This window comes from Allosediminivita pacifica (assembly GCF_003054175.1).
Taxonomy (GTDB): Bacteria; Pseudomonadota; Alphaproteobacteria; order Rhodobacterales; family Rhodobacteraceae; genus Allosediminivita; species Allosediminivita pacifica.
The window spans coordinates 48,791-61,788 of sequence record NZ_QBKN01000006.1 but is presented as its reverse complement, the minus strand read 5'-3'; the positions used below and the strand labels follow the sequence as shown (position 1 = coordinate 61,788).

Below are 12,998 nucleotides of genomic sequence, written 5' to 3'. Positions count from 1 at the left end.
CGCATCGCGTGGTCCGATGCGGCAATCTGAGCGCAGCATGAATCGATCCGACGACGCAAACCCGCATATCGACGAAACCGACCGCCGCCTCGTGGCGCTGCTGGCCGAGGATGCGCGCGCGCCCGCCGCGACACTGGCCCGCCGGCTCGGGCTCGCACGCACCACCGTGCAGGCCCGCATCGAGCGCCTTCTGGCACGCGGCGTCATTTCCGGCTTCACCCTGCGTGCGGGGCCCCGGCTCTCCGCGCCGATCCGCGCCACCGCCATGGTCTCGGTCGAGCCGCGCAGCGGCCCCGGCGTGCTGGCTCGGCTCGAAAGCCTGCCGCAGGTCCGCTCGGTGCACACCACCTCTGGGCGCGTCGATTTCATCGTGGAACTGGCCGCCGACACGACCGAGGAGCTGGACGAAACCCTCGACCGCATCGGAGAGGCCAAGGGCGTGCGCAGCTCCGAAAGCCTGGTGCATCTCAGCACCAAGCTCGACCGCAGGGTCTGAGCAACCGGCGGGCTCTCAGCCCGCCGTGTCCGCCTCGTAACTCAGCCCGATCTCGGCGCGGATCCGGTCCATGGTCTCCATGATCTGCACGGTCTGCGCCGGCCTCATCCGCGGATCCGAGGTCCGTCCGCCAAGCACGGCCTCCTGCACCGCCAGCGCCTGGCACTCCATGCCGCGCCCCTCGGGCCGCGTGTCGAACTCTTCCAGCACCGCGCCGTCATGCGACACCACCCGCAGACGGCTGGGCGTATACCAGACCGCGTCGATCTCCACGATCGCCTTCTCACCGACGATCTGCGCGGTATTCGGCCCGGCAAAATCGCTGGCGCAGGACATCTGAGACAGCGCCCCGCCGCCATGCCGCATGACGATCTCGACCCCGGCATCGGCGCCCGTCTCCTTGAAGCGACCCACCGCGTGCACCTCCTCGGGCGCGCCCAGCACGTCCCAGGCAAAGGACACCGGGTAGATGCCCAGATCCAGCAGCGCGCCACCGCCCAGCGCCTTGTCGTTGAGCCGGTGCCCCGGATCATCGGGCAACGCCTGCGAATGGTCGGCGCGAAGGCTGCGGATCTGCCCCAGGGTCCCTTCGGCAATGATCTCGCGCAGACGCACCATGTGCGGCAGGAACCGCGTCCACATGGCCTCCATCAGGAACAGGCCCTTCGCCTCGGCCAATTCCGCCAGTTCGCGCGCCTGGCGGCCATTCATGGCCAGCGGTTTCTCGATCAGGACATGCTTGCCGGCTTCAAGCGCCAGCCGGGCCCCTTCGAGGTGAAAGGGATGCGGCGTCGCCACATAGACCACGTCCACATTCGGATCGCCGACCAGCGCCTCGTAGCTGCCGTGTGCCGCCGGGATGCCATGCGCCTCGGCAAAAGCCTGCGCCTTGCTGCCCGACCGCGATCCCGCCGCCGCCACGGGCAGGCCCGCCGTCATCAGATCGCTGACGAATTTGTCGGCGATCCCGCCGGTTGCCATGATGCCCCATCTGCACTGTCGGGTCATGTGTCCTCCACTGAAGTCTGCCCGCCCGACGATCGGAGGGGCCACGCGATCCAGCGACCGCCACGGACCATGCTAGGCCACGCCCCCGTGGGCGCAAGCAGAGGGTAGCCACGCCCCGAGGACTCGACCGCACGGAGCCGTCTTCGCGCGAAACGGGAGCCCGACCGAGACGAGACAAAACAGCCCGAAGATTCATTATTAACATTAATTTCGAGATATAAACACCTTATACGATTAAAAAATTATCTCACTAGAGAGCTTCTCTTATCCCCAATTGACAACTTGCATACTAGTCTGCAATCTTCTCTCAGAGCGCCGGAGGGGCGCCAAAGGGAGGACATCATGACAGAGATCAGAACCGCGGCTGCCGCGTCTCTTCTGGCTGTGCTGGGCCTGGCTCAGGCTGCACAGGCGCAGGAATTCCAGCTCAACGTGAACACCGCGCTGGCCCAGAGCGACCCGCTCTACAAAGGTCTCGAAAGCTTCGAGACCAACCTCGAGGAAAAGTCCGACGGACGGATCGAGGTCACGCTCTACCCCAACTCGCAGCTCGGCTCGAACGAGGACGTGCTGGAACAGGCCCGCGCCGGGGCGCCGGTGGCCATCGTCACCGACGGCGGGCGGCTTGCCGTTTTCACGCCCGAGTTCGCCATCCTCGGCGCGCCCTTCCTCGCCGACGGATACGAGGGCATCCGCAAGGTCGTGACCTCGGACCTCTTCGAGGAATGGGGCCAGGACCTGCACGACAGCGCGGGCCTTCAGGTGCTCAGCTTCAACTGGTGGCAGGGCCAGCGGAACCTTCTGACCAACGTCGAGGTCACCACGCCCGAGGATCTGGCCGGCGTGCGCATGCGTACCCCCGGCGCCCCGGTCTGGACCGAAACCATCCGCGCCATGGGCGCCACGCCCACGCCGCTGCCCTGGGGCGAGGTCTACTCGGCGATCCAGCAGAACGCCATCGACGCGGCCGAAGCCCAGCTTCCCGCCGTGGTTGGCGCCAAGCTCGAAGAGGTCATCGACACGGTTACCCTCACCGGCCACATCAACCTGATCACCGGGCTTGTGACCTCGGCCCAGTGGTTCGACAGCCTGCCCGAGGACCTGCAGACCCTCGTCCGCGACGAGGCGCTGGCCGCGGGCGAGATCGCCTCGCAGGGCACGCAGGACGTGCTGGAGCAGATCAAGTCCGACCTGCGCGAGGCCGGCGTCGCGGTGAACGAGATCGACAAGACGCCCTTCATCGAGGCGACGCAGCCGGTCTACGAGACGCTCGACCTCGCCGACCTGCACGCCGAGGTGCAGGCCATCCTCGACGCCGAATAAGGCGCCCCACCCGACCGAAGGGGCGCGCCGGTCGCGCGCCCCTTTCCGGAGGTATCCCGCATGCTCGACATCCTCGATCGCGCCGAGTTCTGGCTGGGTGCGGTACTGCTCGCCGTGATCACCGGCCTTGTCTTCGTCGCGGCGGTGATGCGTTTCACCGGTCACCCGCTGATCTGGTCGGTGGACATGGCACAGCTGCTGTTCATCTGGCTCTGCTTCGTCGGCGCCGCCCGCGCCATGCGCCGGCACGCGCACCTTGGCGTCGATCTCCTCGTCGCGCGCCTGCCGCGTCGCGGGCGGCTCGGCCTCGAACTGGCGCTTGCCGCGGTGGTGCTGGTCTTTCTTGGGATGCTCGCCTGGCAGGGCTGGAAGCTGACCCTGATGAACACGGCGCGGATCTTCGGCGATAGCGGGCTGCCCTACTGGCTGGTCACCGTCGCCGTGCCGGTGGGCTCGGTCCACCTCGGCATCTGCGTCATCGCCAACGCGCTCCGCGCCCTGCGCGACCCGGCGGGCGAACGGCTTGTCTTCGCACGCACCGACAACGGGCCCCCGGCCCCCGCCAAATCAGAGGCACAGACCGCATGGGACTGATTTCGCTCGTCTTCCTTGTCCTGCTGGTGACCGGGCTGCCCATCGCCTTCGCCATCGGCATCGCGGGCTTCACCTTCTTTGCCACCAACGGCGTCATGCCGATCCAGATCGGCGTGCAACGCGTCGCCTCGGTCTCGCAGAGCTTCCCGCTGCTGGCCGTGCCCTTCTTCGTGCTTGCCGGGCACCTTATGAACGAAAGCGGCATCACCGAACGGCTGTTCGCCTTCTCGCGCACCGCGGTCGCCTGGATGGCGGGGGGCCTTGCGCAGGTCTCCATCATCCTCTCGACCCTCATGGGCGGCGTCTCGGGCTCAGCCGTGGCCGATGCCGCCATGGAGAGCCGCGTGCTGGGTCCGCAGATGGAGCGCGAGGGCTATGCCCGCGGATTTTCCGCCGCCGTCATCGCGTTGTCGTCGCTCATCACCTCGACCATTCCGCCGTCCATCGGTCTGATCCTCTACGGCTTCGTGGGCGAGGTCTCGATCGGGCGGTTGTTCCTTGCCGGCATCGTGCCGGGCGTTCTCATGATGACCGTGCTGATGGTCACCGCCTGGCTGGTGGCGCGCAAGCGGGGCTACGTGAACCCCGAGGCCAAGAAACCCACCCGCGCCGCGCTGGCGAGGACAGCCTGGGACGCCAAGTGGGCACTGCTGTTCCCCGTGCTGCTGATCGTGTCGATCCGCGGCGGGCTTTTCACCCCTTCCGAGGTCGGCGCCTTTGCCGTGGTCTATGCCATCCTCGTGGGCCGGTTCGCCCACGGCGCCTTGTCCTTCGACGGCCTGCGCGAGGCCTTCTCGGCCTCGGTCTCGGACATCGGGATGATCATGCTCATCATCCTCATGTCCGGCATGATCGGCTTTGCCATCACCTTCCTGCGCGTGCCGCAGGACCTCTCGGCGCTTCTGATCGAGGGGCTTCAGAACCCTGTGCTGGTGGTGGGGGCGATCCTCCTGTTCCTCTTCGTGGCGGGGCTGTTCCTGGAAAGCACCATCTTGGTGCTCCTGCTCACCCCCATCTTCGTGCCGATCATCGAGAATGTCGGCTTCGACCCGGTCCACTTCGGCATCCTGATGATGACGCTGGTCACGCTGGGCTCCATGACCCCGCCGGTGGGGGTCTGCATGTACACGGTCTGCAGCCTCCTCGACTGCAAGGTCGAGGACTACGTGCGGGAAGCCCTGCCCTTCCTCGCCGCCGTGCTGGGGCTGGTGATCCTGCTGCTCGCCTTGCCCGAGCTGGTGCTCTTCATCCCGAACTGGGCCTTCGGCTGAAAGGTTTAAGACAATGAGACAGACCTGGCGCTGGTTCGGCCCGTCCGACAGAACCACCATCGACGAAATCCGCCAGTGCGGGGTCGAGGGCATCGTGACCGCCTTGCACCACGTCCCGCCCGGGCAGGTCTGGACGCCCGAGGAGATCGCCCTCCGCCAGGCCGAGGTCGCCACCCTGGCCTGCGGCAGCCCCTCGGGCCTTGCCTGGGAGGTGGTCGAGAGTCTCCCGGTGACCGAGGCGATCAAGCAGCGGCGCGGCCCATGCGCCGACCACATCGCCGCCTACCGCGAAAGCCTCCGCAACATCGCCGCCGCCGGCATCCGCACGGTGTGCTACAACTTCATGCCCGTGCTCGACTGGACCCGCACGCAGCTTGCCGCGCCCACACCCGAGGGCACGGCCTGCATGCGCTACGACCACATCGACTTTGCCCTGTTCGATGCTTTCGTGCTGGAACGCCCCGGCGCGCAGGACGGCTGGGACGACGCCACCGCCCGCGCGGTGGCAGAGCGCCGCGCCGAGACCGACGCCGAGCGGCTGGACGGCATCGGTCAGGCGGTCCTCTCGGGCCTTCCCGGCGAAGGAGCGGCCCCCGGCCCCGCGCAGATCCGCGAGCGGCTCGCGGAATACGACGGCCTCACCGCCGACGACCTGCGCGACAACCTCGCCGCCTTTCTGCAGGAAGTCGTACCACTGGCCGAAGAGCTGGGCCTCCGCCTCTGCTGCCATCCCGACGATCCGCCCTTCCCGCTGCTCGGCCTGCCGCGCATCATGTCAACCGAGGCGGACTACCGCTTCCTGACCGAGGCCGTCGACAGCCCCGCCAACGGCATCACGCTCTGCTCCGGCTCACTCGGCGCACGCGGCGACGCCGATGTGCCCGGCCTCATGCGGCGCCTCGGCCACCGCGTCTCCTTCCTGCACCTGCGCAACGTGCGGCGCGAAACACCCGCCCTCACCGGCAGCTTCCACGAATCCGACCACCTCGATGGCGACGTGGACATGGCCGATCTGGTCGCCGCCGTTCTGGAGGAAGAGACCCGCCGCCGCACCGAGGGCCGCGCGGACCACCAGATCCCCATGCGCCCGGACCACGGTCGCGAGATGCTCGAGGATCACGACCGTGGCGCCCAGGCGGGCTATCCGCTTGTGGGCCGCATGCGGGGCTTGGCCGAAATCCGCGGCCTTGCCCTCGGCCTCGCCCGCAGAGAGGCATGACCATGGCAACTTGCAGCGCCTCGACCCGCCGTGGATACTCCTTGGCACGTCACGGGATCGCAGCTAGACAGGGGAAACCCGCAAACTTGAATACTAGTAGCCCTGACCAGATGCCTCTCCAGCCCGGCCTCAACCTCTCCGAAGGTGCCCTCGGACCGCAGGTCTACAAGCACATGCGCGACCGCATCATTTCGGGCCAGATCACGCCGGGCACCCGCATCTCGGAAACCGAGATTGCCCGCCACTACGAGGTCTCCCGCCAGCCCGTCCGCGAAGCCTTCTTCCGGCTGGCCGACGCCGGCCTCGTGCAGGTCCTGCCCCAGCGCGGCACCCTCGTGCGGCGCATCTCGATCCGCGGCGTCACCGACGCCCGTTTCGTGCGCGAGGCCATCGAGGCCGACATCGCCCGCCTCGTAGCCGAGGACCCCGCCCCCGGCACCACCGAGCGCCTGGCCGATCTGATCGAGCAGCAGGCGGGCGTCGACGGCGACGCCGCCGCCTTCATCCGTCTGGACGAAGCCTTCCACCACACGCTCGCCCAGGCCGCCGACAAGACCTTTGCCTGGCGCATCGTGGAAGAGGTGAAGGGCCAGATGGACCGGGTGCGCTTTCTCTCGACGCGCTACCTGCCCACCGAACGGCTGGTGGACCAGCACCGCGCCGTACTCGCCGCCATCGAGGCGCGCGATCCCGACGCCGCCTCATCCGCCATGCGCCAGCACCTGCGCGGCGTGCTGAGCGACCTGCCCGAAATCGCCCGTCAGGTCCCCGAGTTCTTCGAACCCGAGGGCTGATCCCGCAGGACAGGGACGCAAGGCGTCACTTGGCCGTCAGCGCTTCGCGAAGCTGTTCGGGCTGGATCGGCTTGATCAGGATCCGGAAGGGATGGTCCTGGTGGATACGCTCGATGGTCGGCGGCTCGTTCGACCCCGTGATGAAGACCAGCTTCATGTCCGGCTTCACGTCATAAACCCACTGCGCCACATCGACACCGTCGCGTTTTCCGCCCAGCCGCACGTCCATGAGGACATATTGCGCATCCGAATTTTCGATAACGTCAAAGGCCTCTTCGACCGAATGGGCCATTCCGACCACGTTGGCGTCGAATTCCTCGCACATGGCGCGGAGATCCTCTGCAATCAGGACATCGTCCTCGACGATGACGATATTGACGTTATTCATAGCGGTCCATTTCGTTGATATCCGGGGGAATTCGCACTTCCACGACAAGGCCGCCGGAGTTTCTGACCTGCATGTCGGCCTTCAGCTGCGAGACCATGCTCCGAATGATCAGGCTCCCGGTCCCCTTGGTTTCGAAGACCTGCGCCGGATCACTTGTTCCGGCGCCGGTGTCGGACACGACAAGCATCAGGCAGTCGGGACGGTTTTCATAGCTGACGACAATCCTGCCGGGACCGTCGGCGAAAGCATGCTTGATCGCGTTCATGACCAGCTCGTTCACGAGCAGCCCCATCGAGATCGCGACCTCGATATGGGCGCGGCCATCGTCCGCTTCGACGATCAGCTCGATCCCGCGACGCTCGAGACTGTTGCTGACCGCGACGCCCTTGCAGAGCACCTCGAGGAATTCCTTCACCTCCACTTCCGATGGAGTCGGTGACGAGATCAGAAGCTGATGCACCGTGCCAAGGGCTGCCACCCTGTCCGACACGGCCCGAAACGACTCGGTCAGCTGCGGATCATCGAACTTCCGCGCCTCGATCCGCAGCATGGCATTGATCTGCTGCAGGTTGTTCTTGACCCGGTGGTAGAGCTCCTTGAGCAGAAGCGCCCGCTCGGCGCTCGTCTGTCTCAGGTCCTGCACAAGCTGGGCCCGGTCGCGATCGGCCTCGTTCATGAGGTGACCGTTTCTCAAAACCGCCCATGTGGCGATCGCCATCATCACGATGGCAAGCAGGCTGAGCCGGAAGTTCGCGTTGAAAAGCCCCACGTCCGTCAGTTGCAGCGCGACGAAACACAGGGCGACCGGCGCCAGCGCCACCAGCGGCAGAAGACGCCGCGCCCCCACACTGCCGGGCCCGCGGCCGACCAGGATGGCGACCCAGCTCCGACCCGGCGCAAGAAGCAGGAGCGCGGCGAACACGAAGACGAACAGGACCGCCGTGTGCAGCGCCATGGCGGTAAAGACGAAGACGTCGTAAAGCGCGCGGGTGTCGAAGGCATAGCCCACCAGCGCAACCAGCGCGGCCAGCAGACCCAGCGTCGCCGTCCACTGAAACGCTGGCGCCTCTCCGTCCTTCCGCGTCAGCGCAAACAGGCTGTAGGCGGCAAGCAGCACCGAACCCGAGGTGGCAAAGGCCATGCCGTCGTCTGCAGCCATTGAGGGGACGACCAGGTTGTCGAGTTGCACGCCGATTTGGAAGCTGGCCAGGATCAGGTTTACGGCGGCGATGCCTCCGGCAAACCCGGCGCACAGTCTCGGCCATGTCCGGTCCCGGCCGGTCGCGTGCGCGTAAATGCCGGCGGAAAGCAGCATGAAACAGAGGGTCGTGCTCGGCACCATGGCCGCGAAATCCGGACGGATCCGCGTGAAGGCGTCGACACCCGCCCCCCAGCCGACAATCAGCACGGCCGCGCTCAGACCCGCCACGATCAGCGAAAGCCACTTGGGCCAGACAGAATTTCCGGCGCTTAGTTCCAATAAATCCTGCTGCTCCCGCTTTGGCCGAATACCGGAATACGTTAAGTCATATCCCAGAACTACCTATACGGGAACCGCCTGTCTCGAAAGCGACGCGACGCCACGTTTTGCGGCCTTCGCGATATTGCGGGACCACGCTTCGGAAAACGCCTCAAATCCGTCTGAATTGGCCCGGGTAAAACCCGACCCCAAGCGGCCAAACCCTTAAAACCCGGTTAATGGCGAGAGATAAGCCTTTGATATTGCTCACTCGGGAAAATGTCCCGGCCCGGGACACCCTTATCAGCCCTTGTCTTCCTCCATCCCGTAGCGGCGGAACAACCCGCCTTGGGTGAGGAAAAAGACAAAGATCGCGGCGGTCAGCCCGAAGGTCTTGAACCAGACCCAGCTCTCGGTGCTCATGGTCCGCCAGATCACCTCGTTCAGCACCGCCAGCCCGAGGAAAAAGGCCATGACCCGCTTGGTCAGCAACATCCAGCCCTCCTCCTGCAGCGGCACCAGCTCCTCCATGACCAGCCTCAGGTAGCTCTCGCCCCGAAGCAGCCCCACGGCCAGCGCACCCCCGAAGATCAGGTAGATCAGCGTCGGCTTCATCTTGAAGAACCGCTCGTCATTCAGCCAGACAGACAGCCCGCCGAAGACCACGATCAGCACCGCCGTCACCACCTGCATCTTGCTCAGGTGCCCGGTCAGCTTCCACAGCAGGCCCATGCAGATCAGGAAGACCGGGATGAACCCGGCCGTAACCACGATGAAGCCCTCGTAGTCGGTCCCCCCGATGGTGAAGACGCGGTCCTTCAGCAGAAGATAGGCCACGAAGAACCCCAGGATGGGGCCGTATTCCAACAGCGGCTTGAGGTATTTGGGGCGCGTCTCGCCAGCCATGGTCTGTCCTTCTCTCCGGGAGATCCCGGTTTCAGATAGGCGGCTCAGCCGCCGAACTCAACGATCACCGCCCCGAGGGCAATCAGCGTCATCAGCGCGATCCGCCGCGGCCCCACGGTTTCCTTCAACACCAGCACCCCGATCAGCGCCGCGAAGACGGTGGATGTCTCGCGCAGCACCGCCGCCTCGCCCACCTTGTCGAGCCGCGTGGCCAGCATGATCGAGCCAAAGCTGAAGAACGCCACGATCCCGCCGACGAAGCCCCGCTTCAGCAGCGGTCCCAGCGCCGGAGGCTCGGCCATCTTGCGCCAGCGGAACGCCGCGATCACGGGCATCAGCCAGCCGTCGATGAAGAAGAACCACGCGAGGAAGGTGAAGGGGTTTGCCGTCGCCCGGATCCCGTAGGCGTCATAGGTGGTGTAGAGCGCCACGAAAAGCCCCGTCGCAACCCCGAAGGCCAGCGCCGCGGGCAGCGTATCGCGGTCCTTCACGAGGAAGATCAGGTTGTAGACCGCCAGCCCGAAGATCCCCGACAGCAGCACCGCCACGCCCAGCCACTGCAGCGGCGCGAAGACCTCGCCGAAGATCAGCCAGGCGCCGATCACCGCGAACAGCGGTCCCGTGCCACGCACCACCGGGTAGACCACAGTGTAGGCCCCCCGCGTGTAGGCCAGCGCCTGAAGGAACTTGTAGGCCGTGTGGATGACGAAGGCGCCCGCGAAGATCACCCACATGTGCGGCTCGGGCCAGGGCACCACGAACAGCGCCACCGGTGCCGCCATAAGTCCGTAGGCCCCGTCGATCGCGCCCCGCGACAGCCAAGGATCGTGCCGACCCTTCTGCAAGGCCCCGAAGACCGCGTGCAGGAAGGCCGCCATCAGCGCGAGGAACAGCGCGAGGTTGTGCCCCGCCGCCGTCCCCTCGAGGGACAGGAGCCAGTCGCTCATGCGTACCCCCGCACCATGGAACCTACGCGCCCACGGGCGTCTTTCGCCAGACAGGCTAGAGGAGAAGACAGATGCTCGAGCAGATCGCGGACGAACTCACCACCACCTTTTCCGCCGTCCCGGCCCCGGTTGCCTTCACCCGGCTCGCGGCGGCGGTGGTGCTCGCCGCGGCCGTCGGGATCGAACGCGAATACTCCGAGAAACCCGCAGGCCTGCGCACCCATATCCTCGTGTCGGTTGCCGCCTGCCTCTTCGTGATCCTCGGGCTCGAACTCGCCGCGATGGACTTCGGCGGCTCCTCCGAACAGCGCAACGACCCCCTTCGCATGATCGAGGCGGTGACCGCGGGCGTCGCCTTCCTCGCCGCGGGGCTGATCTTCACCTCCAACGGCAAGGTCAAGAACATCACCACCGGCGCCTCGCTCTGGCTGGTGGGCGCCGTGGGCCTCGGCTGCGGCGCGGGACAGATGCCGCTGGCCGCCATGGCCACCGGCATCGTGCTCTTCGTGCTGCTGCTCCTGCGCCAGGCCGAACGCCTGCTCGGCACGGACTGATCGGCTCAAGGGTCGAGCCCCGTCAGCGCCGCCGCGAACTCCTCGGGGTCGAAGGGGGCAAGATCGTCGATCTGCTCGCCTACCCCGATGGCGTGGATCGGCAGTCCGAAGCGGTCCGCCAGCGCCACCAGCACGCCGCCCTTGGCGGTCCCGTCCAGCTTGGTCATCACCAGCCCCGAAACATCGGCGAGCTTGCGGAAGGTCTCGACCTGGTTCAGCGCGTTCTGACCGGTGGTGGCATCCAGCACCAGCAGCGTGTTGTGCGGCGCGTCGGGGTCCTTCTTGCGGATCACCCGCACGATCTTGGCCAGTTCCTCCATGAGGTCGGCGCGGTTCTGCAACCGCCCGGCCGTGTCGATCATCAGCAGGTCCGCGCCCTCGGCCTGCGCCTTGGTCAGCGCCTCGAAGGCAAGGCTCGCCGGATCGCTGCCCTCGGGTGCGGTCATCACCGGCACGCCCGCGCGCTCGCCCCAGACCTGCAGCTGCTCCACGGCGGCGGCGCGGAAGGTATCGCCCGCGGCAACCACCACCGACTTGCCGGCCTCCCGGAACTGGCTTGCCAGCTTGCCGATGGTTGTGGTCTTGCCCGACCCGTTGACGCCCACCACCAGCACAACCTGCGGCTTCGAGGGGTAAAGCGGCAGCGGCCTGGCCACCGGCTCCATGATCCGCGCGATCTCCTGCGCCAGCAGCTCCTTGATCTCGCGCGCCGAAACCCGGCGCCCGTAGCGGCCCTCGGCGATGTTGGCACTCACCCGCAGCGCCGTCTCTACCCCCATGTCCGAGGCGATCAGCAGCTCCTCGAGCTCCTCCAGCATGTCGTCGTCGAGCACTCGGCGCGCCACCGGACCCTCGCCCGCCCCGCGTCCCATGAGACGCCCGAACAGACCCGGCCCACGGCTCTCGGGTGCCTCGGGCGGCGCACCTTCGGGCACGGAATCGCCGATCGGCGGCAGCCCCATGGGCGCCGGCCCCGGCATCTCCGAGGGGCGCTCGGGCTGAGGATCGACGGGTGGCGAGGTGTCGGGCCCCGGCTGCGGCGCGCCGGGCGTCGGCAGGTCCGGCTCGGCCGGCTGCGGCACCTTCACAGGCGCGTCGGGAGACGGCGGCGTCTCGCGCTCGGGCGCCTCGCGGGGCGGCGTGTCGGGCGCCGGGTCAGCCGGCGGCGGCACCTGCGGCGCATCGGATTCCCCCTCACCCTCCGAGACGAGCGCATCGAGCCCCTGGTCGAGCTTCGCCGAGGATTTGAAAAGCCGTGTCTTGAGCTTGCCGAAAAAGGACATGGGCAGATTTCCCCTTTTCCCTTTCACCTAACCCCTGCCCGTGCGGAAGGAAAGGCGGCGGCGAAGTCAGCCGCGAGCAAGAATCGCATGAAAAGACCTCAAAGAGCCTCCGGCCCGCCAGGGGGGCGCCGCCGGGCCAAGCCGGATGCAAGATCATCGCCGCCCGTCACCCGCCCCGCGACCGGGCGACCTCTTCCCCGCCCGACGCGCCTCTGGCAGACTGCCCCCATGACACGCCTCATCCCCGCGCTTCTCGCTGCAGCCCTCACCGCGACCGCCCTGCCCGCCGCCGAACCCATGTCGGCGGCCGAGTTCGAGAGCTACGTGACCGGCAAGACGCTCTACTTCGGCCAGAACGGCGAGGCCTACGGCGTCGAGAAATACTTCCCCGACCGCCGTGTCCGCTGGTCCTTCCTGGATGGCAACTGCAAGGAGGGCTTCTGGTACGAGGAGGCGGGCGAGATTTGCTTCGTCTACGAGGACAACCCCAGCCCGCAATGCTGGAGCTTCTTCCGCGAGGGCAGCAACCTGCGTGCCGTCTTCGAGAGTGACCCCCAAAACACTACGCTCTACGAGGCCAACCAGGACGACGAACCCATGATGTGCCTCGGCCCCGAGGTCGGCGTCTGAACCCCGACCGGATCTGAACCGGGCGCGCGCCAGCAGCTTCTTCTTGGCAAAAATACTCACGCGCCGCCGCCCGCCCCGCGCGGGACGTCCGCCCTGACGCGACACGCCCGCCAAGGGCGCCGCTGG

The 12,998-nt window shown here is 66.9% G+C and carries 14 protein-coding genes; 8 read left to right on the top strand and 6 right to left on the bottom strand.

The annotated features are described in order from the left end of the window. Positions 1–37: 37 nt before the first annotated feature. Positions 38–496 (top strand): Lrp/AsnC family transcriptional regulator, encoded by a 459-nt coding sequence (locus C8N44_RS06170; protein WP_107975419.1) that lies wholly within the window; start codon positions 38–40, stop codon positions 494–496. A 15-nt stretch (positions 497–511) separates the two neighbouring features. Here the strand turns inward: C8N44_RS06170 and C8N44_RS06165 are convergent, their stop codons facing one another. Continuing rightward, positions 512–1,504: a Gfo/Idh/MocA family protein gene (locus C8N44_RS06165; RefSeq protein WP_107975308.1), complete on the bottom strand. Its 993-nt coding sequence runs from the start codon at positions 1,502–1,504 to the stop codon at positions 512–514. Between the two features lie 342 nt (positions 1,505–1,846). Between C8N44_RS06165 and C8N44_RS06160 the strand changes: the two genes are divergently transcribed. The 5 genes from C8N44_RS06160 (at position 1,847) to C8N44_RS06140 (ending at position 6,705) form a co-directional block, all read left to right on the top strand. Next, positions 1,847–2,827, top strand: a complete 981-nt coding sequence (locus C8N44_RS06160; protein WP_107975307.1) for a C4-dicarboxylate TRAP transporter substrate-binding protein — start codon at positions 1,847–1,849, stop codon at positions 2,825–2,827. 60 nt (positions 2,828–2,887) lie between these two features. Further along, positions 2,888–3,421, top strand: a complete 534-nt coding sequence (locus C8N44_RS06155) for a TRAP transporter small permease (RefSeq protein ID WP_107975306.1) — start codon at positions 2,888–2,890, stop codon at positions 3,419–3,421. Next, a complete protein-coding gene (locus tag C8N44_RS06150) occupies positions 3,412–4,692 on the top strand; it encodes a TRAP transporter large permease (protein WP_107975305.1) in 1,281 nt (426 codons plus the stop codon). The genes C8N44_RS06155 and C8N44_RS06150 overlap by 10 nt, the downstream gene beginning before the upstream one ends. A 13-nt stretch (positions 4,693–4,705) precedes the next feature. Next, entirely contained in the window at positions 4,706–5,911 is a 1,206-nt protein-coding gene (gene uxuA / locus C8N44_RS06145; protein WP_107975304.1) for a mannonate dehydratase, read from the top strand. A 110-nt stretch (positions 5,912–6,021) separates the two neighbouring features. Continuing rightward, positions 6,022–6,705, top strand: a complete 684-nt coding sequence (locus tag C8N44_RS06140) for a GntR family transcriptional regulator (protein ID WP_107975303.1) — start codon at positions 6,022–6,024, stop codon at positions 6,703–6,705. Positions 6,706–6,730: 25 nt separating this feature from the next. Here the strand turns inward: C8N44_RS06140 and C8N44_RS06135 are convergent, their stop codons facing one another. The 4 genes from C8N44_RS06135 to C8N44_RS06120 form a co-directional block, all read right to left on the bottom strand. Then, on the bottom strand, positions 6,731–7,093 hold the full coding sequence (locus C8N44_RS06135; RefSeq protein ID WP_107975302.1) for a response regulator: 363 nt from the start codon (positions 7,091–7,093) through the stop codon (positions 6,731–6,733). Next, positions 7,086–8,573: a sensor histidine kinase gene (locus C8N44_RS06130; RefSeq protein ID WP_107975301.1), complete on the bottom strand. Its 1,488-nt coding sequence runs from the start codon at positions 8,571–8,573 to the stop codon at positions 7,086–7,088. The genes C8N44_RS06135 and C8N44_RS06130 overlap by 8 nt, the downstream gene beginning before the upstream one ends. Positions 8,574–8,855: 282 nt before the next feature. Beyond that, a complete protein-coding gene (locus C8N44_RS06125) occupies positions 8,856–9,458 on the bottom strand; it encodes an inner membrane-spanning protein YciB (protein ID WP_107975300.1) in 603 nt (200 codons plus the stop codon). A gap of 44 nt (positions 9,459–9,502) precedes the next feature. Beyond that, a complete protein-coding gene (locus C8N44_RS06120) occupies positions 9,503–10,405 on the bottom strand; it encodes a DMT family transporter (protein WP_107975299.1) in 903 nt (300 codons plus the stop codon). A gap of 71 nt (positions 10,406–10,476) precedes the next feature. On the opposite strand from C8N44_RS06120, the gene C8N44_RS06115 reads away from it, so the two are divergent. Continuing rightward, complete coding sequence (locus C8N44_RS06115; RefSeq protein WP_107975298.1) at positions 10,477–10,959, top strand: MgtC/SapB family protein; 483 nt, start codon at positions 10,477–10,479, stop codon at positions 10,957–10,959. Between the two features lie 5 nt (positions 10,960–10,964). On the opposite strand, the gene ftsY is transcribed toward C8N44_RS06115, so the two are convergent. Continuing rightward, a complete protein-coding gene (gene ftsY, locus C8N44_RS06110; protein WP_107975297.1) occupies positions 10,965–12,242 on the bottom strand; it encodes a signal recognition particle-docking protein FtsY in 1,278 nt (425 codons plus the stop codon). 228 nt (positions 12,243–12,470) lie between these two features. On the opposite strand from ftsY, the gene C8N44_RS06105 reads away from it, so the two are divergent. Further along, positions 12,471–12,872, top strand: a complete 402-nt coding sequence (locus C8N44_RS06105; protein ID WP_107975296.1) for a hypothetical protein — start codon at positions 12,471–12,473, stop codon at positions 12,870–12,872. Positions 12,873–12,998: the final 126 nt, after the last annotated feature.